The organism is Nostocoides sp. (assembly GCF_037045025.1).
In the GTDB taxonomy this organism is placed as follows: domain Bacteria; phylum Actinomycetota; class Actinomycetes; order Actinomycetales; family Dermatophilaceae; genus Nostocoides_A.
On record NZ_JBAOHM010000016.1, the window covers coordinates 341231 to 360112 of the forward strand.

The window sequence follows — 18882 nt, forward strand, 5'->3', positions numbered from 1 at the left end:
CGCAGATCAAGGCCGAGCCGAAGCCCGGACGGCGCTGTAGCCGCGGCGCCTGCGAGGCCGATCCCCTGGGCCTCGACGAGCCCGGCATCGGAGCCTCCGGGCGCGCCCGACGCGTGGATCGGGACCCACTTGTCGATGAGGATCGCGAGCAGCGGCCCGGAGACGATCAGGGTGGGGACGGCGACGACCAGCCCAAGGAGCAGGGTCGTGCCGAGATCGGCGCCCACGGCGCTGATCGCGAGCAGCGGCCCTGGGTGCGGCGGGACGAAGCCGTGCAGCACCGACAGTCCGGCCAAGGCCGGAATGCCAACCTTCATCAGCGAGATGTCGAGCTTGCGTGCCACCATGATCACGACGGGAACCAGCAACACCACGCCGACCTCGAAGAACAGCGGGATGCCAAGAATCGCACGCGATCAGGGCCATTGCCCACGGCAACGTCCTAGCGCTGACGCCACCGATGATGCGATCAACGATCGTGTCTGACCCACCCGAGTCAATCAGCATCGTCCCGATCATCGCCCCGAGGGCGACCAGCAGGCCCACCGACCCGGTGGTCTTGCCGAAGCCGGAGACGAAGCTGAGTCGACAACGGCCGCGGGTTTCACCCCGGCCGTGAAGCCCATCACCGCGGCACCGAGGATGAGCGCAAGGAAGGGATGGAATTTCGCCCAACTGATCAGCAGCACGACCGCCGCGATGCCGAGCACGGCAGCGATCAGCAGTTGACCCTGGCCGGCGTTGGTGAGCTTTTCGGGGGCATCCGCCGCGGGCACGGCCAGGTGCGCGAGCATCATACGCATGCGAAGGCTCCTCTTAAGACAACCACGCTATTGGGCTCCACGCCCAGACTCTAGCCCTACCCCTCCTGGAACGTGCTGCGGGTTCGCCGGGGCTGCGGCTAGCCTCGTGAGCCGGAACCGGGCGGATCGCCGCGGCATTCGACTGTTATGGCGGGCAGGTCTCCTTCCGCACCGACGTGGTGCGGGTGCGCGATAAGACCCTGGTGCGAACCGCTGTCGGGCTGATGCCGAAGTTCGATCCCACGGGTAACCATCTCGTCTACAGCGTTTACGGGCCCTATGACGGCCCGTACTGGGACCTGCGGCGCATCGATGTCCGAACCGGCCGGGTGACCGACCTGAACACCGACCCCGATCACGCCACGGTGCACCCGGTGTGGTCGTCCGACGGCACCAAGGTCGTCGCCCAAGAAGGCGCCGTCGAGTGGGAGGGTCTCCCGCGCAAGGTCAGTATCCTCGACGCAGCCACCGGCACGCCACGGCGGACGATCCTGACCGGCTCCGACACCCGCCGAATCGTCCCTCGAGACTGGCGCGCTGCGTCCTGATCCGGCGACCCGTTACGGCCCGTTCCGGGTCCGAGGCGGGTCATACTGCGCGCATGGCCGCGTGCTGGATCCGTTGGGCGGTCAGAACATCAGTCATCGCGAGCGTCGTGACACCGGCGGTGCTCGCCGCTACTCCCGCGGGCGCGGACGACGGCCTCGGGTTGCGCGGCTCGGCACGCTATGTCGTGCCCGCCGATGGTCAACCGGTGCGTGTCACCGCCACGATCACGGCCACCAATCAGCTGGCGCCGAGTGGCTCGACGGTCTATCACTGGGACACGCTCAGCAGCTGGTTGCCAGCGGCCGTCACCGACCTGTCGGCCCGCTCCGGGCACCGCTTGCTGAGCGTGCGCCGGGTGACTCAGGGCGGGCAAAGCTACGCCCAGGTGCGGTTGCCACAGCGGCTCCTGCACGGGCAATCCCAGACGGTGATTCTGACCTACCTCATCCCCGGTTCCTCACCGCGCTCGGCCGATCGCGCCCGCGTCGGCCTCGGGTATGCCGCCTTTGACATCTTCAGCGAGGGCGACGCTGGCCAGGCCCGGATCGAGATCGTCTCCCCGGCGACGATGCACCTCGACCTCGGCCTGCCGCATACCGAGCGTGCAGCGGGCCCCAACCGGATCGCCACGGTCACCGGGGGTGGACCCACAGGCCTGTGGACGCAGTTGTCACTGCGGGATACGAGCCACACCCTGTCCGAGCAGGTGAGCATCGACGCCAAGACGGTCACGATCGAGGCGTGGCCCGGCGACACCCGGTGGCTGAACTTCCAGACCGGCACCGCGCCCAAGGCCATCGCCATCCTGCAGGAGCTGACCGCCCAACAATGGCCGCACGACCGGGCGACGATCGCAGAAGACGCCAGCGACGGCCCGCCGGTCGTATGCCGCTCTCGACGCGGCCGATGGTGCCTGGCTGCCACCGCTGCGGGTCCGGATCCCGATGGCGCGCTGGGACTTCGAGGCCGCGGAGCAAACGATGACGGCGACTGGCGACCTGGCCGCGACGGCGGCCGCCGTGCAACGCGATGCGACGGCGGCTGGGTTGACGGTGTCGGCGATCCGCGCGGCCTACGAGCGGGCGACGACAGAACGCGAATACTCCCGGTTGGCAACGACGTTCGCGGACACCAGGCGGGCGGTGGCGGCATACCGGCAGACCGGGAACACCCCCAGCCGGCTCGCTGCGCTGCTGCGCCGAGTCGGCGCCCCGGTCACGCAGGACGGGCCCTCGGCGACGGCGGTCGCCGTCGCCATCGACCAGGCTCGGCCACTGGACGCGATCGACAACCTCGACGCTGCCCGCGACGCCGCGCGGCGTGAATTGGTGGCCGGCGCCGCGCTCGTCGCCGGCGCCGTCGTCCTGGCCGGCCTTGGTGGCGTTGTGGCCGTGCGCCGTCGCGAGCGCCGCGCGGGGTCAGCTGGGTGAGACTTCGAGGATCTGCATTTCGGCGCCGAGCGAAACCGAGGAGACCGAGGTGACCTCGCTGCGGACGGCGTTCGCTGAGGTGGCTGGGGCGAAGTACTGGATGCTGCTGGACTGACCCCACTCGATCGTGGCCGTCGCCGGCGTGGGCGTCAGCCGCTGCCGGGTCTTCGGCTCATAAACCGAAGCCTCGCTGCGCCACAGGAACAACAGCCTCCGGCCATCCCCGCGATCGACCAGCGCCGACCGCAGGTCCGCTGGGCCCCCGCGGAAGCTGAACTCGGCGGCCTGCCCGGGTCGCCCGGTGGTGCGATAGGTCCGGGTGAGGATCGTGTGCAGATTGGCGAGCGACTGGAAGGCCGGCTTGCGGGAGAGGTCGGTGTGCATCAGACCGAAATTCTGCTCGCGGGCATTGGGGGCGCTGGGGTTGTCCAGGAGTTGGTAGATCGACAGCTTCGGGACATCCCGGATGAAGTACTCGAGCAGCAGCCGCGGGGCATAGAGACCCGCCACGTCTTCGGGGGTGTAGTAATGCGGGCCGCTCCAGCCGGCCGCGTTGTGCCAGCCGGTCTCGGTGACGATGATCGGCTTTGACCCGCAGACGATCCGCTCGCCTTGGAGGACACCGTCAGTGCGGTAGCCCGGGACGTAGCCGCCGGTGTAGAGGTGGATATTGCCCCAATCCATGATCGAGGTCCGGTCGCCGAGTTCGGTGTAGCCCTTGCGCATGCCCAGGGCGGGGCCGACGATCGGAATGTTCCGGGTGACGGTGTTGCCCTTGGCGGCGTTCCACAGGCGGGTCTGGTGCGCGACGAGTTCCGAGACCCACCCGGCGCCGCCCTTGAGGTTCCACTCATTCGGGCCCTCCAGGCTCCAAATCGCCCCGGGCAAGGAGGTGGCCACCATGTTGACCAGGGCCTCCGGGCTGTCCTTTCCGCCCGGCAGGTCAACGAGGCCGTTGACCTGGATTCCGCTGGCGGCCAGCTGATTGATCCACGCCACTTGGCCCCGGTTGCCGGTGTGAATCCGGGTGCGGATCCAGGTCGCACCGATGTCGCGCAGCGCCTGCAGCACCGCGGCTTGCTGCCCATACGGGCCGGACTTGGTCGAGGTGATCACGTTGGCGCCGAGCATGCCGGTCAGGTCGCCGAGCGAGCGCCCGGTGGACCGGTAAGTCCGGCCCAGCTGGATGGGACGGAGGCGACCGGTGAGCGCCGGTGCCGCGAGGGCGGCAACCGCGGCGAGGGAAGTCCTTCTGCTGACTCCCGATAGGAGTTGCGGCCCGGTTTGGGCAGGATCGAGCACGGACGGTGGGGAAATGACGTCGCCAAGCAGCGGCGAACCGGACATAGCGGGGGACCTTCCGGCGTGACGGCTACGGCTCGGGGGCGCCAGTAGCCTGGATTGCGCACGGGCGGAACCCGTCTCGCGAGCGGAAGTATGCTGAACCACCCCGGGCGTGTCAACCCCGCGGCCGAAGAACCCGAATGAGATCAGGTGCCACACCAGCACCGCCGATGGGGTGATCGCCCCATTCCGTATGCCGGGGCGCTCGTCAAACCCGACGGCACCAACCTGCGCCGGCTGACCACCACCGGCCACATCATCGACGCTGTGTTCTCCCCCGACGGGAAGCGAATCGCCTACAGCCGCAAGCTCACCGACGGCAACGCATATCTCTTCGTCCGCAACACCGCCGGCGGCGGCGAAGTCAAGATCGGCCCCGGGCGCAACCCGAGCTGGTCACCCGACGCCACCCGGCTCGCCTTCGTCGGTCGCGGCGGGATCGCCATCACCCCAGTCCGCGCCGGCGCGACCGGCCGCGTCTTGCTGTCGAACAAGACGGCCGAAGACGACGATCCCAGGTGCGCGGAGGAGCGCATCTACAACGACGTCGACTGGGCGCCCAGGGGCGGCAGAATCGCCGCGTCCTACGACTGCTACAACGGGCACGCCAACACGGACACGGACATCGTGCGCGTGAGCGACGCCGCCGTTCTCCTGACCGTGCAACACGGTCAGATGCCCGAGTTCGACCCCACGGGCAATTACTTGCCTATAGCGAGCTGGACATCTCTGGCTCCGAGTGGTGGGACTTGGCCCGGATGGACGTCCGCACGGGAGCAATTACTCACCTCTCGGAGGGCGAAGACTGGGACTACGTCACCGCGCACCCATCTGGTCGCCGGACGGCACCAAATTCGTCGCCCGCAATGGCGTCGATCCCATCGGGCTCCCGCCCCAGGTGGCCGTCCTGGACTCGGCCACCGGCGACCCGATCCGCACGATCATGACCGGCTCCGACACTCGCGTCATCGTCCCCCGCGACTGGCGCGCAGCCTTGTGATCCCGTTGCCCCCTGGGGCAACTACTCGTTCACCTCAGGGAGAGCCAGAGGTAGGCATCCCCGGGCTCGCCCAGCGGGTGCGGCGTCAACGAGGACGAGGCCGCTAGCCCCAAGGTCACGACCAGAACGGGGTGCGCGGGGTCGCTCGCGATGGCTCGGAAGGCGTCGAAGAACATCACCTCGTCGTCTGGGAGGTCACGAATCCGCTGCCGCACAAGCTCTTTGCCCTCGTCATCGAGACCGACGAGCTGTCCGATCACCTCGGCCAAGTCGTCACCGCCCGCCGTCAGCGCGGCGCGGAATTTGTCCGCACGCGTGGCGTCGTGACCAGCAATCGTCAACGCCTGGGTGATGTAGAGGCACTTGTTCCGTTCGGTGTCACTGCAGGGCATAGCGTGATTCCTTTCGAATAGCGGTTGTATAGCGGTCGATGACGTCGTCGCCGACGTACTGGACTGCGGCCGCTTCCGCGTCGCGGCCGCCCATCCGGAGCAGGTCGGCGGCGAAGTGCGCATTGGCTCCGAAGATGCCGCAGCCGGTCCCGGTGGCCAGCCCCGCCGTGGTCGGCAACAGGAACGGCAGGCCCTCGCCGGCCAGATCGGCGCGCAGCAACTCGTCACGCATGGTGCGCAAGGCGATCGTCAGCATCAACGTGGCGAACACCGAGCGGTGGCCGAGGCAGGAGGCGCGCCAGCCGGTGGCAATGTCCTGGGGGCAAGACTCCCCGCGGAGGGAGCCCGCGGCATAGGAAATGAGGGTGATCAGTGGCGCCCCGGTTGCCTCGTGCCCGTCGACCACGAGCCGGTCGAGTGCGGGGGCTGGACGTCCCCGAATCAGCTGGGCGAGAGACCATTCCAGGTCGACTTGGGCGACGGTATCACCGTCGACCGCCAGGCTGAGCGACTCCGCCTCGGCGCCGAGGCGCTCGACGGCGTCCTCGTCACCGACGACGGCGGCCAACGCCCGCCCGGCCATTGCCGCCCACCATTGGTGGCGGGTGGCACCCTCCCGCTCGGCAAGCAGTCGATAGGTTGCCAACGTCGCGGGGAGCGCCTCGGCGGGGCCCCCGTCCAACAGAGACCGCAGGTGCAGGTCCAGCGCAGCCAGGTGCCGCTCCCCGCCCAGGCCGGCGGTCAGCCGCACCAGCTGCGCCGACAACTGCCACCGGAACTGCCGCCCCTCTGGCTTGCGGGAGGCGGCATGGGTCAGCCCGGTGACCGCGAGCGCGCGCACATCGGCCGTGTGGGCGCTGGCGGCCACCGCTGCGAGTTCGTCGGTGGCATCCTCGATGAACGTCTCGGTCTGCGGGGTCTGACTGAGGTGCAGCATCCGCAGCAGTGCCTCCAAGACCGCGACCCGCGAAGGCGCGTCCTCGGGCGGTAGCTGGGTGAGCGCGTCCCGCAACATCTGTTCGGCGCGGCTTTGCTGCTCGCCGTGGCGAAACCACGGGCCCGCTGTCAGCACCGCAGTCCGCGCGAACTCCCTTGCGCCGAGCCGACGAGCGAGCGGCACCGCGCGCCACGCGGTCTCCACCGCCTCGTCGATGTGGCCGGCGCTGGAGCGGGCGGCGCTGGCCGTCAGCCGCCAGTCCAGGATCGTTCGCTCGTCTCCGCCATGTTCCGCCGAACGCGTCGCGGCCAGTTCGTAGCCTTGCGCGGCCTCAATGACCCGGCCCGACCGGAGCAAGACGTCGGCCTCGGTCGCCAGCCAGCGCGCACTGGTGGCCGCTAGGCCTTCGTCCCCCGATAGAGTGAGGTGGTGGATCAGCCGGCGCAGCTGCGCCAGATCGGCACCCGGCAGTGTTTGCGGCTCCAACCAGCGGGCGAAGTCGGCATGCGCGGCACGGCGTCGCACCGGGGAGAGCGCCTTCCGAGTGGCGTCCTGGAATACTTTGTGCCGGAAGCTTATTTCGCCCGCAGCGTCGCACAGCAGCCCGGCGGCAACCAACGCTTCGAGATCGTTGAGCACGTCGTCGTTCGGCCGCTCGACGAGCGCGACCAGAGCGACCGGGTCCACGACCGGCGAATTGTCGAGCGCGGCGAGGGTCGCCAACCGGCGTTGGCCAGCGCTGAGCGACTGCAGCAGGGAGCGCACATACGTCGTCACGCTCTCGGGCACCGCCTCCGGCGCTCCGCCCGCGGCGATATGCCGGCTCAGCGCGGTCAGCAACAGCGGGTGGCCCTCCGATCGGGCGACGATCGCTTCGATAACGTCGTCGGCCACGCCCTCGGGGAGGAGATCGCGGACGGCGGTCCGTGCGTCGTCGTCCGGCAAAGCCGGCAATCCGACCACGGCGTCGATGTCCAGACCGCAACGCACGATCGCATCCAGGTCCTCCCGGGAGCGGGAGGTCAACACGAGGCCGGGCCGCTGCGGCATACCGGCGAAGGCGGCTAGCACCTTGATCGCGTCGGGGCCCATCACGTCTGCGTCGTCGACCGCCAGGACCGCGACGTTCTGGTCCTGGCACGCACCGAACACCGCGTGGGCCAGGCGTAAATGGACGCTCTGCCCGATCACTGGTTTGGGCGACACTGCCGTCGCGGTAACGAGGAGTCGCTCATACCAATCGAGCGTGGGCAACTGCCGGGTGGCGTGCCAGCCCGGCCGCGTCTCGACCAGGTGAGCGAGCAGGGTCGACTTGCCAAACCCTCCGGGCGCCACGACCGCGACGATTCCTCGGCGCTCGCCGGCGTCGGCTGCTACCGCGCCAGCCTGGGTCGCGCGCCCGGGGGGTGCCCGCCGCGGGGCCCGTGGCGTCGCCACGCCCGGGTCGGGCGCGGCGAGGTGGGGTGCCTGGTTGAGGATGTCGACGAGGAGGCGGCGGAAGTCGGCGCTCGCCTCCACGCCGAGCTCGGTCCGCAACCGCCGGGTGAACGCCCCGTGTCGACGGGTTGCTCCCTCCACGCCGCCACAGCGGTAGTGGGCGAGCACCTGTGCCCGGGCCAGCTGCTCCGACCAGGGGAATTCAAGGGCCCAGTCGTCGGTCTCGGTCCGGATCGCCCGGTGGTTGCCCTGCGCCAGCTCGATCTCGGCGAGCGTGGTCACAATTCCCTCGCGCACCACGGTCAGGCGCCGCGCCGCGTCGCGCGCAAACGTCGCCTCGATGTCCGCGAACGGCTCGCCCCGCCACAAGTCGAGCGCCTCCCGCAGCACCCCCACCGCGTATGCCGCATCCCCGGGCCACGCCGCCCTCGCCCGGCGCTCGGCGGACTCAAACGTCGCCAGGTCGAGTTCGCCCTGCTCGACGACGAGGCGGTAGCCGGCGTCCTCGGTGACCAGCCGGTGACGGCCGACCTCACGGAACTGACCCCGAAGCCGATGCGCGTGCACCCGAAGCGAATTCGTCGCATTGCGCGCAGGCTGGCCCGGCCACAACGTGTCGAGGAGATCGTCGGTGGACGCCCAATGCCGGGACCGAGCCAGCAGCACGGCGAGCAGATTCTGCTCCATCGGCCGCAGCGCCAGCGCCGTTCCCCCGCACTCGACCCCGACCGGGCCGAGCGCGCGGAAGACGACGTGCATGGGCGATCCTAGCCGGATGGGGCTGGGAGCGAGAGGTGGCGCGAACCCAACCTGGCCGGAGGCCTCACGATGCCCGATAAGTGCGGGACTTGCCAGCGCCATGCGACGGTGTGCCTGATCAGCGCCGGCCGGACAGGGAAATCGTCATGCTGCCGGCCCGGCAGCCGTGGGACTGACCGATCGCGGTGGGCTGGAAGTCAGCCGCATGGTGCCGGTGAAGGTGGCGACGGCGCCGGAAGCGACCCTCTTCTGCGTGAGCTTTGCAGTCTCGGGGTAGGTGAAGCCCTTGGCGATGACGGTTCCGTCTCGAAGTTGCAGCCGCCCTGGTACTTCGTGGTGCCTGTGTAGGACTCCAGCAGCCGCGGTGCTGACCAACGGCGAGCCGGAGGTGGGCGTTCCCGAATCGCCTCCCCCGCAACCGGTGATCCCGAGAATGCCCGCTCCAGCAGCGGTGAGGACGAGATAAGCAGACCCGCGGCGCGGGCGGAATGGGTGGGACATACCGGGCCTTCCGTGCGGTGCGGCGCCGTCGCGGTGCCCGCTGACCCCGACCATTGCGGCCGGCGCTTAAGAGCGGCTTAACACCGTCGCGTCGACCCCAGAGCGACCGCGACGAGGAGCCTCGCGAGGACGCCACCATGGAGCCGACTGGCTGCAAAGTGGCGCCGGTCGCTTAAGCAGCGCTCGATCGCCGGATCGTGGTCAGGTCAGCGTTTGCCGGACAGCGCGATGGTTTCGTTCCCCGGCCGGCAGTTGTGCGCCTGCCCGATTGCGGTCGGCTTCGCGCTTAACCTTAGCGTCCCGGTGAAGGTCGCGATACTCCCGGCCACGACGCGCTTTTGGGTGATGGTCGTCGTCTCGGTGTAGGTGTAGGCCTTCGGGACCGTGCCCCCGCCGCTGAGGAAGCACGAGGCCACATACTTGTGGGTGCCCGTGTAGGTCCCGGTGCTGTTCGGGTTGAGCAGGTACTTGACGACCACCCCGTCGCCACGCGTTCGCGTCAGCCGGGTCGCGCAGCTGCCCGAGGTGCAGGTCGGAGTGAAGCGGAACGGACGGACCCAGTGCATACCCACGGGATCCCCGTTCACGCTTTGGGTGACCGTCCCGCTCACCGAGAAGGTGCCGCTGAGCCGGGCCGTGGCGGCCGGGTCGGGGGCTGCGGCTTGGGCGATGGGTGCGCACACACCGAGGGTGAGCGCAGACGTGGCCATGACGGTGGCGAGCTGTCGACGGGACATGGACTTCCTCCTGTGCTGGCGGTCCTTTCGGACGCACACCGCGAATCGGGCGTGCGTGGCCGAGTATCGGCACACCCGCTTAACGCCTGCTTAACTTAACGAAGCGCTGCTCTCCCCGGTTTGGCAGTTCAGCGCGGAGGACGGCTCCGGGTAGAGCCACGGCAACAGGCGAGCACCGCGGGGTAATGCTGGAGCACGAACGGCTCGAACCACGCATCCGATCGGAGGCGCATCACCGGCAGGCCAGCTTATGTCCGCCCCGGGCGACCTCGCTACACCAGGCCGCGCTCCGGCCGCCACGACGTGGCCGGCCACCGCCGTGCGAGAGCCCAGGCGAGGACGACGATCGCGCCAGCCACGAGGGCGTACACGATGTCGCCGATCCGGTCGAGTCCCGGCGAGGCATCGCCGACCAGGGCCGGATTGGCGAAGGCGTGCGCCGCGTAGGCAGCCATGGCTCCCGCTGCCGCGGCGAGGACGTGGGCACGACCGAGGCCTTGCCGGCGCTCGCACGTCGCTGCCGGGAGGAGGAACGCGGCCACCGCCGCGACTACGACCAGCACCGACCACCAGCCGTCGAGCCGGGGCGCCCACAGGACGACGGCAGATCCGAGGACTGCGGTCACGACCCCGAGCGCCCAGGGCGGAGGCACCGAGCCCGCACGAGGCAGCGGCGCACGTCGCAGGAGGGCAATGGCCGTGACGATCGCCGCGGCGACGACGGTGACCGCCACCTGGGCGACGCTGTCCCGGTACGCGGAACTCGTCCGGCTGAACGCTCCCATCAGCACGCAGCCGCCAACCAACCCCACGCCCGTCACCGCGAGCCCGACTCTGCCCAGCCAGGGCGAGCGCAACTGCGGCCGGGCGGCACTGGTAACCACGGCGATGGGCGTTGCGATTGACCAGAACGCGTGGAGCGAGAGCACGAGCACGGTCCACGCGGCCCCCATGCCGAGGAAGTGAAGGGGTGCCTGGGACAGCAGGTCGGCATCGGCATACGACGGGTCGAAGAGCGATTGCGTGACCAATCCCTCCTCGACGAGGCCGTAGGCAAGCCCCAACAGGAGGATGCCGATCAGGCCGAGCCCGCGCCGGACGGCGACCTCCCGGATCAGCAGCGACCCGCCGCCATACATCGGCAGCATCACCACGATCATCCCCGCCATCGGCAGGGCGAAATCGCCGAGCAGCAGTTCCGCCACGAACGGCGCGAGCAGCAGGAGGGCCGCCACGGGACGCCAGCGGCCCGTGGGGGCGGCCCGGACGACTTCGCGGGGGGTGGACATGCCGGATGACGACGCCGCAGGAGCTTGCACTGTGACCCTCCTAATATTATGACGATCACAATCAGGATACCATCCCACCATGACGCGTACGACCCTCCGGGAGCGGAAGAAGGCAGAGCGACGGGAACTGCTCTCGGCCGTCGCCACCGACCTGTTCTTCGAGCGCGGCTTCGACGCCGTCACGATCGCCGACATCGCCGAGAGCGCCGACGTCGGCAAGATGACGGTCTGGAACTACTTCCCGCGCAAGGAGGACCTGCTCTTCGACAGATTCGCCGAACAGATCGACCTGGTCACCAAAGCCCTGGCCCGGCGAGAGGGACGGCGAGTCTCCGACGTCATCCGCGACCACGAACTCGAACTCATCGAGGCGGCCAGCCCGCTGGCCGGGATCGGGGCGAGGGTGGGCCGCTTCTGGGAGGTGGTCGCCGAGAGCGCCGTGCTCACCACCCGATGGCACGCCCACTTCCGCGAGCTTGCCGGCCTGCTCGGCCAGGCCTACGGGGCATCCCTCTCCCTGTCGCAGGCCGACCTGGCGGCCAGCCTCGTGGCCGCGACCATGGAACACGTCCAACGGCTGCCGCTCCAACTCCAGCTCGGCGCCCCCACCGAGGTTGCCGAGCAGCAGGAGACCCGGCGGCGGATCGTCACGGAGGCTTTCGACCGGCTGGAAGCCGGCCTGGCCGCCCTCTGCGTCTAATCGAGCGAAGGTCCCACCCGCAAACGCGCGTATGCCGCGCCCGTCGGTGACGGGCGCGGCGTACGGGCGATCGGGGTTATTCGGCGTCGGCGACGACCAGCGGGAGGTCCTGGATGGCGCCGGGGTGGGGGGTGCCGGTGAACGTGAACGTCTCGGCCTTGCCCTCGCCCTCGGTGTCAACGACGACGATCTCGCCGGCCTTCAGCTCGCCGTAGAGGATCTTCTCGGACAGGGCGTCCTCGATCTCGCGCTGGATCGTGCGGCGCAGCGGCCGGGCACCGAGGACCGGGTCGTAGCCCTTCTTGGCCAGCAGCTGCTTGGACGCGGGGGTCAGCTCGATGCCCATGTCCTTGTCCTTCAGGCGCTTGTCGAGCTTGGCGATCTCGAGGTCGACGATCTGAACGATCTCGTCCTGAGTCAGCTGCGGGAAGACGATGACGTCATCGACGCGGTTCAAGAACTCCGGGCGGAAGTGGTTCTTCAGCTCGTCCTGGACCTTGTTCTTCATCCGCTCGTAGTCGCTGCGCGAGTCCGGCCCGGCGGAGAAGCCGAGCGAGACGCCCTTGGCGATGTCGCGGGTGCCCAGGTTGGTCGTCATGATGATGACGGTGTTCTTGAAGTCGACCATCCGGCCCTGAGAGTCGGTCAGGCGGCCGTCCTCCAACACCTGCAACAGCGAGTTGAAGATCTCCGGGTGGGCCTTTTCGACCTCGTCGAACAAGACCACGGAGAACGGCCGGCGACGCACCTTCTCGGTGAGCTGGCCGCCCTCTTCATAGCCGACATACCCGGGCGGGGAGCCGAACAGCCGCGAGACGGTGTGCTTCTCGGAGAACTCGGACATGTCGAGCTGGATGAGCGCGTCCTCGTCGCCGAAGAGGAACTCGGCCAGCGTCTTGGCCAGCTCGGTCTTGCCGACACCGGTCGGCCCGGCGAAGATGAACGACCCGCCGGGGCGGCGCGGGTCTTTCAGACCGGCGCGGGTGCGCCGGATCGCCTGGGAAAGCGCCTTGATCGCGTCGTTCATGCCGACGACGCGCTTGTGCAGCTCGGCCTCCATGTTGAGCAGCCGGCTGGACTCCTCCTCGGACAGCTTGAACACCGGGATGCCGGTGCTCGCGGCCAGGACCTCGGCGACGAGTTCCTCGTCGACCTCGGCGACGACGTCCATGTCGCCGGCCTTCCACTCCTGCTCGCGGCGGGCCTTCTCGCCGAGCAGCTTCTTCTCGTCGTCGCGCAGCCGCGCGGCCTTTTCGAAGTCCTGCCCGTCGATTGCCGATTCCTTCTCCAGGCGAACCTGGGCGATCTTCTCGTCGTATTCGCGCAGGTCCGGCGGCGCGGTCATCCGGCGGATCCGCAACCGGGCGCCGGCCTCGTCGATCAGGTCGATGGCCTTGTCGGGCAGGAAGCGATCGTTGACATACCGGTCGGCCAGGCTCGCGGCGCTGACCAGGGCGGCGTCGGTGATCGTCACCCGGTGGTGGGCCTCGTAGCGGTCGCGCAAGCCCTTCAGGATCTCGATCGTGTGCGCGAGCGTCGGCTCAGCGACCTGGATCGGTTGGAAGCGGCGCTCCAGCGCCGAGTCCTTCTCGATGTACTTGCGGTATTCGTCGAGCGTCGTCGCGCCGATCGTCTGCAGCTCGCCCCGGGCCAGCATCGGCTTGAGGATCGAGGCGGCGTCGATGGCGCCCTCGGCGGCCCCGGCACCGACGAGGGTGTGGATCTCGTCGATGAACAAGATGATGTCGCCGCGGGTGCGGATCTCCTTCAGGACCTTCTTCAGCCGCTCCTCGAAGTCGCCGCGGTAGCGGCTGCCCGCGACCAGCGAGCCGAGGTCGAGGGTGTAGAGCTGCTTGTCCTTCAGCGTCTCCGGCACGTCGCCGCGCACGATGTCCTGGGCCAGGCCCTCAACGACCGCGGTCTTGCCGACGCCGGGCTCGCCGATCAACACCGGGTTGTTCTTGGTGCGCCGGCTAAGGACCTGCATGACCCGCTCGATCTCCTTCTCGCGCCCGATGACCGGGTCGAGCTTGGATTCGCGGGCGGCTTGGGTCAGGTTGCGGCCGAACTGGTCGAGCACGAGCGAGCCGGCGGGCTGGCCCTCCTGCTGCTGGCTGGACGGGCCGACCCCGGCCGCCTGGGCCTCCTTGCCCTGGTAGCCGCTGATCAGCTGGATGACCTGCTGGCGCACCTTGTTGAGGTCGGCGCCGAGCTTGACGAGGACCTGGGCGGCCACGCCCTCGCCCTCGCGGATCAGGCCGAGCAGGATGTGCTCGGTCCCGATGTAGTTGTGGCCGAGTTGCAACGCCTCGCGCAGGCTGAGTTCGAGTACCTTCTTGGCGCGCGGGGTGAACGGGATGTGCCCGGACGGCGCCTGCTGGCCCTGCCCGATGATCTCCTGCACCTGTTCGCGGACGTTCTCCAGCTCGATGCCGAGGCTTTCCAGCGCCTTGCTGGCCACTCCGTCGCCCTCGTGGATCAGGCCGAGCAGGATGTGCTCGGTCCCGATGTAGTTGTGGTTGAGCATGCGCGCCTCTTCCTGGGCGAGCACGACCACACGGCGCGCGCGGTCCGTGAACCGTTCGAACATCGACTTCTCCTCGCTATCGAGTCCCCTCGATGGTAGCTGTGCCCCCTGTGCGTTTGCCTGTGTCGAACGACAGATGAACGCCGGGCGATCTCGTGTGGATCAACTGCCCGCGCGCCTAGCTTGTTCCAATTCTCGTATGCCGTCGCGTCCGTTCGCTCAGAGCGTCACCCTGGGCTGCCTGGGCGAGAGCGAGCAGGCGGTCGACGAGCGCTCGCGGCGATTAGGCGCCAGCCGCCCGGGGGCGACCCCATCGTCCTTCTCGATCGGCTGCGCAGCGTGCTTCGCCCGGCCGGGCGGGTGGTCGCCGATCTCGACCCGCCGGGCACGGGCAGTGGGTATCGGCTGCTCCGGCTGCACGACGCCCGGGGGCGCCGCTCCCCGTCGTTGCCGTGGGCCCACGTGTCGGTTGACGACATCGCGGCGCTGGCCGGGGGTGCCGGGATGCGCACGGCCACCATCACCAGCCACCCCCGGCCCGGCACGCACGAAGACGCCGGGCAAGCACGCCGGTGGTTCGCGGTGTTGACGGCGGACGCATGAGACGCCTGCCCGTCGCCGCCCCGACTCCAGCCGCCGCATGGGCAGGCGCCGTCGGCGTCGTGGGGCTTTGCCTTGCCTGGCTGCTGACGCGCGGCTCGGTGCGCCTGCTAACGGTTCTCGTGGCGGTCATCGCCGTCCTCGCCGTGGTCGCGGGCATGGTGGGCACGGCGCGCGCGATGTTCTTGTCCCAGCATGGCTTTTCGGTCGCGGTTCTCGTCGCCGCGACTGCTGGTGTCGTCGCGCTCGCGGCCGCGCTGGCCGTGGCGGGCGCGCTTGGGCGCTGGTCTCGGGGCCTGCGTGAGGAAGCGCGCCGCTTCGGTCAAAACGGTCAGTTTGTCGCCGCGCAGACCCTGCCGACCGAGCTGCGCGCAGTCGCCGACGACCCGGCTCGGTATCACCGCCAGATCCGCGCCGAGGTCGACCGGATGGTCCGCCTCGTGGACGAGCTCTTCGAGTTCTCCCGCATCCAAGCCGGACTGATGCGCCTGACCCTGCACCGGTCGAACTCGGCGACGTCGTCAGCGACGCGATGGCGGCGGTTTACCCGCTCGCGCGTGCCGAAGGCGTCCTTCTCGGCGGCCGGGTGGCGCCGGGTTTGCGCGTCAACGCCGACCCGGCCGAGTTATCCCGGGTCGTGAGCAACCTCCTGCTCAATGCCATCCGGCATACACCTCCCGACGGCGTCGTCGAGGTGAGCGGTCAGGCGATCGGGCCGGAGGTCGAGTTCGCGGTGCGAGACGCCTGCGGCGGCATCTCGCCCAGCGATCTTGAGCGGGTCTTTGACGTTGCTTGGCAAGGCGATTCGGCACGGACGCCGCAGCCGCACACCGGTCGTGGCGCCGGGATCGGCCTCGCCATCGTCAAGGGTGTCGTCGAGGCTCATCACGGCCGGGTGCGCGTCGCCAACTCCGGCCCGGGCTGTGCCTTCGTCGTCACCCTGCCCGGGTGATCAAACGCACGGTAGCCGAGTCGGCCGTCTTGACCGAATGGCTTGGCTGGTGCCATACCCTGTTCCACATGGTGGTCAAGACCGGAGCCGGCCGAACGCGTGATCTCAAGAGCGCCGAGCGACGAAACCAGCTGGCCGAGTCAGCCTTGCGCACGCTGGGCGAGTTGGGTTATGCCCGGACCAGCCTGCGCGACATCGCCGCCAACTCCGAGTTCAGCCATGGCGTGGTGCACTACTACTTCGCCGACAAAACCGAGTTGATCACCTACTGCGTGCGCTACTACAAGGCGCAATGCGTTACCCGCTACGACGAGATCATCCACTCCGCCACGAGCGCCGAGGAGGTCCTGACGCGCTTTGCCGACAAGCTGTGCGAGACCCTCACCGAGGACTTCGCCATGCACCGGCTGTGGTATGACCTGCGCACCCAGGCGATGTTTGAGGATGTCCTGCGGCCCGACGTGCTGATGATCGACGCGACCTTGGAGGACATGATCTGGCGCGTGCTGCGCCGCTATGCCGATCTGTCCGGGCGAGCCCTGCTCGTCGACTCCCCTACGGCATACGCGATGCTCGACGGCGTGTTCGAGCAGGCCCTGCTGCGCCACCTGGCGGGTCAGGATGACGCCGTCGATGCCCTGCGAGCGCGGGCCCTGGAGCTCGTGCCGCACCTGCTCCAGGAGCCCGTGGGCGTCCTTCCCTAGGCGTCCCGTTCGGCTATCCGCTCGGCCAGCGGCCACCACCACCGGCCCTCGGCCAGGCTGCGAAGCTCCTGCACTTCAACCCATTTGGCGGGTTCTCCCGCATCTGCTTTCAGGGGCGGCGTCGCTTCGTCGAGGCGAGTCCGGAAGACGGCCAAGAAGCTGCCCATGACTGGCCAGGCGGTGCCCGGCAGCGGGTGGAAGCGCTCATAGCCGACCGGTTCGATCCCATCCGGATCGAGCCGCACGCCCGTCTCCTCCCACGTCTCCCGGATGGCGGTATGGACCGGTGACTCGCCCGCCTCCCGCCACCCGCCCGGTGCACTCCACTCGTCGCGACGGCGGCTGTAGACGAGCACCCACCGACCGTTGGCGTCGCTGACGTAAACGACGGCCGCAAAGGTCGCCGAGTCGGGCGGATGTCGCTGCGACAGCACCAAATCGACATCCGCCCGGCTGCCGTCGGGGAAGGTCACCCCGAGCGCTCGAGCGACTCCCTTCTCGCCGCGCTGCTTGCGCAGCCGCAACCCGCTGGCCAGCAGCTTGGCGATCAGCTCGGAGCTGCTCGCCACCTGCGCGCCGGCTGCTACGGCAGCGGCATACCACTCTTGGGGGACGTCGTAGTGATCCCCCTCGAAGCCGCGGCTCGGAATCCCCAGTCGCGCAGCGAAATCGTGCAGTTCCGCCAACGACGAATCGGAGATCAGGTGTGACCACAGCCGCCCGTGGGCTTGCCAGCGAGGCCGGTCGATCCAGATCGTCATCTGCCCATCCTGCCTCGTCCACCGTGGATTCAACTTTCCCGGCCGGCCGCGCGTCTGGTGAGGCATGGCGACCATGGGGGTTGCACACGGGGAGAGAGGACACCCGAGATGTTGATGACCAAACCGGCAGCGATTGCCGCCACCATCCTTGCGTTTGTTGGGACCGCCGCCGGGCCGGCAGGCGCGTCGCCGAGCGGCTCCGTCGGCCTGCCCGCTCGGGTCTCCACCGAGGCGGCCCTGGACTGCACCACCCTCGGCACCCCGCCGCGGGCACCGGGCGCCTACGCCGCCAAGCTCTTGAGCGCCATCTACCAGGAGCGCAAGGCGGTCGCCACGTGCTACGCCAACGCCAACGTCGTGGACATGATGGTCGCCGAACTCGGCGGCACTGCGAACACGTGGCGGCTCATCGCCGTTCACGGGGACGAAGAGCAGCTCGAGGACCAGCTGACCTATACCCGCGCGGACGGCGCCCGCATCTCCGTCGTCGTGGGGCGGCCAAGCTACGGCAAGTGGCACCGCGGCTTCGCCATGTGGGCAGTGGACACCACCGGCCCGGTCGGCACCTATGGCGACCGGCTGATCAAGGCGTGGGGCCGCGGCGACAAGGCCACTGCCCTGAAATACGCGACGCGCGATGCCGTCAACGCACTGTGGGAGTTCAGCGACGGCGCCGGCGGGCCCTGCTGGTGGCGCGAATCCGTCTACGGCGCGATCGCCTTCCGGTCCGTGCACTACCGCTGCGCCTCGCAGCTGGTCACCCTCACCATCAAACCGGCGGCCGCTGCCGCGGGCCGTCCGCAAGCGGTCACCGCGGCGAGGATCGAATCAACCGACTGATTCGAAGCGTTCGGTGAGTGGCGTGATGGCTGGGCCGATGCCGAGGGCCAGACGTTGACTCCCTCCAAACCGAATTCACCGAAAGGATTCGCCATACGTTTCTCGACCACTGCCTCGATGACCGCCCTACTCGCCGCTGGTGCAGCCGTCGTGGCCGTCACCACCGCCACCGCGAACGCCAACACCGCCCCGCGCGAGCCGATCGCTTCCACGACCGCCTCGGTTAACTGCACGACCGTGCCACGGCCGACCGCATCCAGCCCCACGCCACGGCGCTGATGGCCGCGTGGGCCGACGGTAATGCACCCTTGGCCCGCTGCTACGCCTCCGGCGATGTCGCCGATTTCCTGTGTCGATCATCGACCCGGCCAGCATCGGCAAGCAGCCGGCCATCTACGCGGCAGGCATGAACGGGTCCGCGACCGGGCGCGTCACGACATACGCCGACAAGCTGATTCGCGCGTGAGGTCGCGAAGACAAGGCCGCGATGCTGCGCTACGGGACCCGTGAGGTCGTCAACACCCTCTAGACGTTCTCCGGAGGGCCAGGAGCCACCTGCTGGGTCCGCACCACCACCTTGACGGGGCTCGAGCCCGCCGGTCCCAGCGTGAGCTACACCT

Annotated in this window: 18 protein-coding genes and 2 pseudogenes; 9 read left to right on the forward strand and 11 right to left on the reverse strand. The window is 69.1% G+C overall.

Going from position 1 to position 18882, the window contains the following annotated elements:
- Positions 1 to 170 precede the first annotated feature (170 nt).
- The 3 genes and pseudogenes from V9G19_RS24180 to V9G19_RS24190 all read right to left on the reverse strand — a co-directional run.
- Positions 171 to 347: pseudogene (locus V9G19_RS24180) on the reverse strand (GntT/GntP/DsdX family permease); the annotation flags it as partial.
- Positions 348 to 471: 124 nt separating this feature from the next.
- Positions 472 to 519, reverse strand: a pseudogene (locus V9G19_RS24185) (hypothetical protein); the annotation flags it as partial.
- Positions 516 to 803 (reverse strand): GntT/GntP/DsdX family permease, encoded by a 288-nt coding sequence (locus V9G19_RS24190; protein ID WP_462287937.1) that lies wholly within the window; start codon positions 801 to 803, stop codon positions 516 to 518. The pseudogene V9G19_RS24185 and the gene V9G19_RS24190, both read right to left, overlap by 4 nt.
- 185 nt (positions 804 to 988) lie before the next feature.
- Here V9G19_RS24190 and V9G19_RS24195 point away from each other — a divergent pair, with 185 nt between their 5' ends.
- Positions 989 to 1351, forward strand: a complete 363-nt coding sequence (locus V9G19_RS24195) for a TolB-like translocation protein (protein WP_462287938.1) — start codon at positions 989 to 991, stop codon at positions 1349 to 1351.
- A gap of 458 nt (positions 1352 to 1809) precedes the next feature.
- Here V9G19_RS24195 and V9G19_RS24200 read toward each other — a convergent pair whose 3' ends face one another.
- A complete protein-coding gene (locus V9G19_RS24200) occupies positions 1810 to 1947 on the reverse strand; it encodes a hypothetical protein (protein WP_462287939.1) in 138 nt (45 codons plus the stop codon).
- Positions 1948 to 2332: 385 nt separating this feature from the next.
- Here V9G19_RS24200 and V9G19_RS24205 point away from each other — a divergent pair, with 385 nt between their 5' ends.
- The gene (locus tag V9G19_RS24205) at positions 2333 to 2782 is read left to right on the forward strand and encodes a hypothetical protein (protein ID WP_462287940.1); all 450 of its coding nucleotides are present in this window, start codon (positions 2333 to 2335) and stop codon (positions 2780 to 2782) included.
- Here the strand turns inward: V9G19_RS24205 and V9G19_RS24210 are convergent.
- The 5 genes from V9G19_RS24210 to V9G19_RS24230 form a co-directional block, all read right to left on the reverse strand.
- A complete protein-coding gene (locus V9G19_RS24210; protein WP_462287941.1) occupies positions 2771 to 4129 on the reverse strand; it encodes a hypothetical protein in 1359 nt (452 codons plus the stop codon). The genes V9G19_RS24205 and V9G19_RS24210 overlap by 12 nt on opposite strands.
- Before the next feature lie 1026 nt (positions 4130 to 5155).
- Complete coding sequence (locus V9G19_RS24215) at positions 5156 to 5518, reverse strand: hypothetical protein (RefSeq protein WP_462287942.1); 363 nt, start codon at positions 5516 to 5518, stop codon at positions 5156 to 5158.
- Positions 5505 to 8651, reverse strand: a complete 3147-nt coding sequence (locus V9G19_RS24220) for a BTAD domain-containing putative transcriptional regulator (protein ID WP_462287943.1) — start codon at positions 8649 to 8651, stop codon at positions 5505 to 5507. Before V9G19_RS24220 ends, V9G19_RS24215 begins: the two co-directional genes overlap by 14 nt.
- A gap of 707 nt (positions 8652 to 9358) precedes the next feature.
- Complete coding sequence (locus V9G19_RS24225) at positions 9359 to 9889, reverse strand: hypothetical protein (protein ID WP_462287944.1); 531 nt, start codon at positions 9887 to 9889, stop codon at positions 9359 to 9361.
- 272 nt (positions 9890 to 10161) lie between these two features.
- Positions 10162 to 11208: a hypothetical protein gene (locus tag V9G19_RS24230; protein WP_462287945.1), complete on the reverse strand. Its 1047-nt coding sequence runs from the start codon at positions 11206 to 11208 to the stop codon at positions 10162 to 10164.
- A gap of 49 nt (positions 11209 to 11257) precedes the next feature.
- Here V9G19_RS24230 and V9G19_RS24235 point away from each other — a divergent pair, with 49 nt between their 5' ends.
- On the forward strand, positions 11258 to 11878 hold the full coding sequence (locus V9G19_RS24235; protein WP_462287946.1) for a TetR/AcrR family transcriptional regulator: 621 nt from the start codon (positions 11258 to 11260) through the stop codon (positions 11876 to 11878).
- A 76-nt stretch (positions 11879 to 11954) separates the two neighbouring features.
- Here V9G19_RS24235 and V9G19_RS24240 read toward each other — a convergent pair whose 3' ends face one another.
- The gene (locus V9G19_RS24240) at positions 11955 to 14468 is read right to left on the reverse strand and encodes an ATP-dependent Clp protease ATP-binding subunit (RefSeq protein WP_462287947.1); all 2514 of its coding nucleotides are present in this window, start codon (positions 14466 to 14468) and stop codon (positions 11955 to 11957) included.
- 276 nt (positions 14469 to 14744) lie between these two features.
- Here V9G19_RS24240 and V9G19_RS24245 point away from each other — a divergent pair, with 276 nt between their 5' ends.
- Genes V9G19_RS24245 through V9G19_RS24260 form a run of 4 tightly spaced genes read left to right on the forward strand, consistent with a single transcriptional unit; the run spans position 14745 to position 16661 of the window.
- Entirely contained in the window at positions 14745 to 15008 is a 264-nt protein-coding gene (locus tag V9G19_RS24245; RefSeq protein WP_462287948.1) for a hypothetical protein, read from the forward strand.
- Positions 15005 to 15646, forward strand: a complete 642-nt coding sequence (locus V9G19_RS24250) for a hypothetical protein (RefSeq protein ID WP_462287949.1) — start codon at positions 15005 to 15007, stop codon at positions 15644 to 15646. Before V9G19_RS24245 ends, V9G19_RS24250 begins: the two co-directional genes overlap by 4 nt.
- A complete protein-coding gene (locus tag V9G19_RS24255; protein WP_462287950.1) occupies positions 15643 to 15957 on the forward strand; it encodes a sensor histidine kinase in 315 nt (104 codons plus the stop codon). The genes V9G19_RS24250 and V9G19_RS24255 overlap by 4 nt, the downstream gene beginning before the upstream one ends.
- A complete protein-coding gene (locus tag V9G19_RS24260; RefSeq protein ID WP_462287951.1) occupies positions 15954 to 16661 on the forward strand; it encodes a TetR/AcrR family transcriptional regulator in 708 nt (235 codons plus the stop codon). The genes V9G19_RS24255 and V9G19_RS24260 overlap by 4 nt, the downstream gene beginning before the upstream one ends.
- Here the strand turns inward: V9G19_RS24260 and V9G19_RS24265 are convergent.
- Positions 16658 to 17422, reverse strand: a complete 765-nt coding sequence (locus tag V9G19_RS24265) for a DUF4031 domain-containing protein (protein ID WP_462287952.1) — start codon at positions 17420 to 17422, stop codon at positions 16658 to 16660. The two genes, V9G19_RS24260 and V9G19_RS24265, sit on opposite strands and share 4 nt — an antisense overlap.
- Before the next feature lie 114 nt (positions 17423 to 17536).
- On the opposite strand from V9G19_RS24265, the gene V9G19_RS24270 reads away from it, so the two are divergent.
- The gene (locus V9G19_RS24270; RefSeq protein WP_462287953.1) at positions 17537 to 18262 is read left to right on the forward strand and encodes a hypothetical protein; all 726 of its coding nucleotides are present in this window, start codon (positions 17537 to 17539) and stop codon (positions 18260 to 18262) included.
- 117 nt (positions 18263 to 18379) lie between these two features.
- Positions 18380 to 18541, forward strand: coding sequence for a hypothetical protein (locus tag V9G19_RS24275; RefSeq protein ID WP_462287954.1), 162 nt, complete (start codon positions 18380 to 18382; stop codon positions 18539 to 18541).
- Positions 18542 to 18882: the final 341 nt, after the last annotated feature.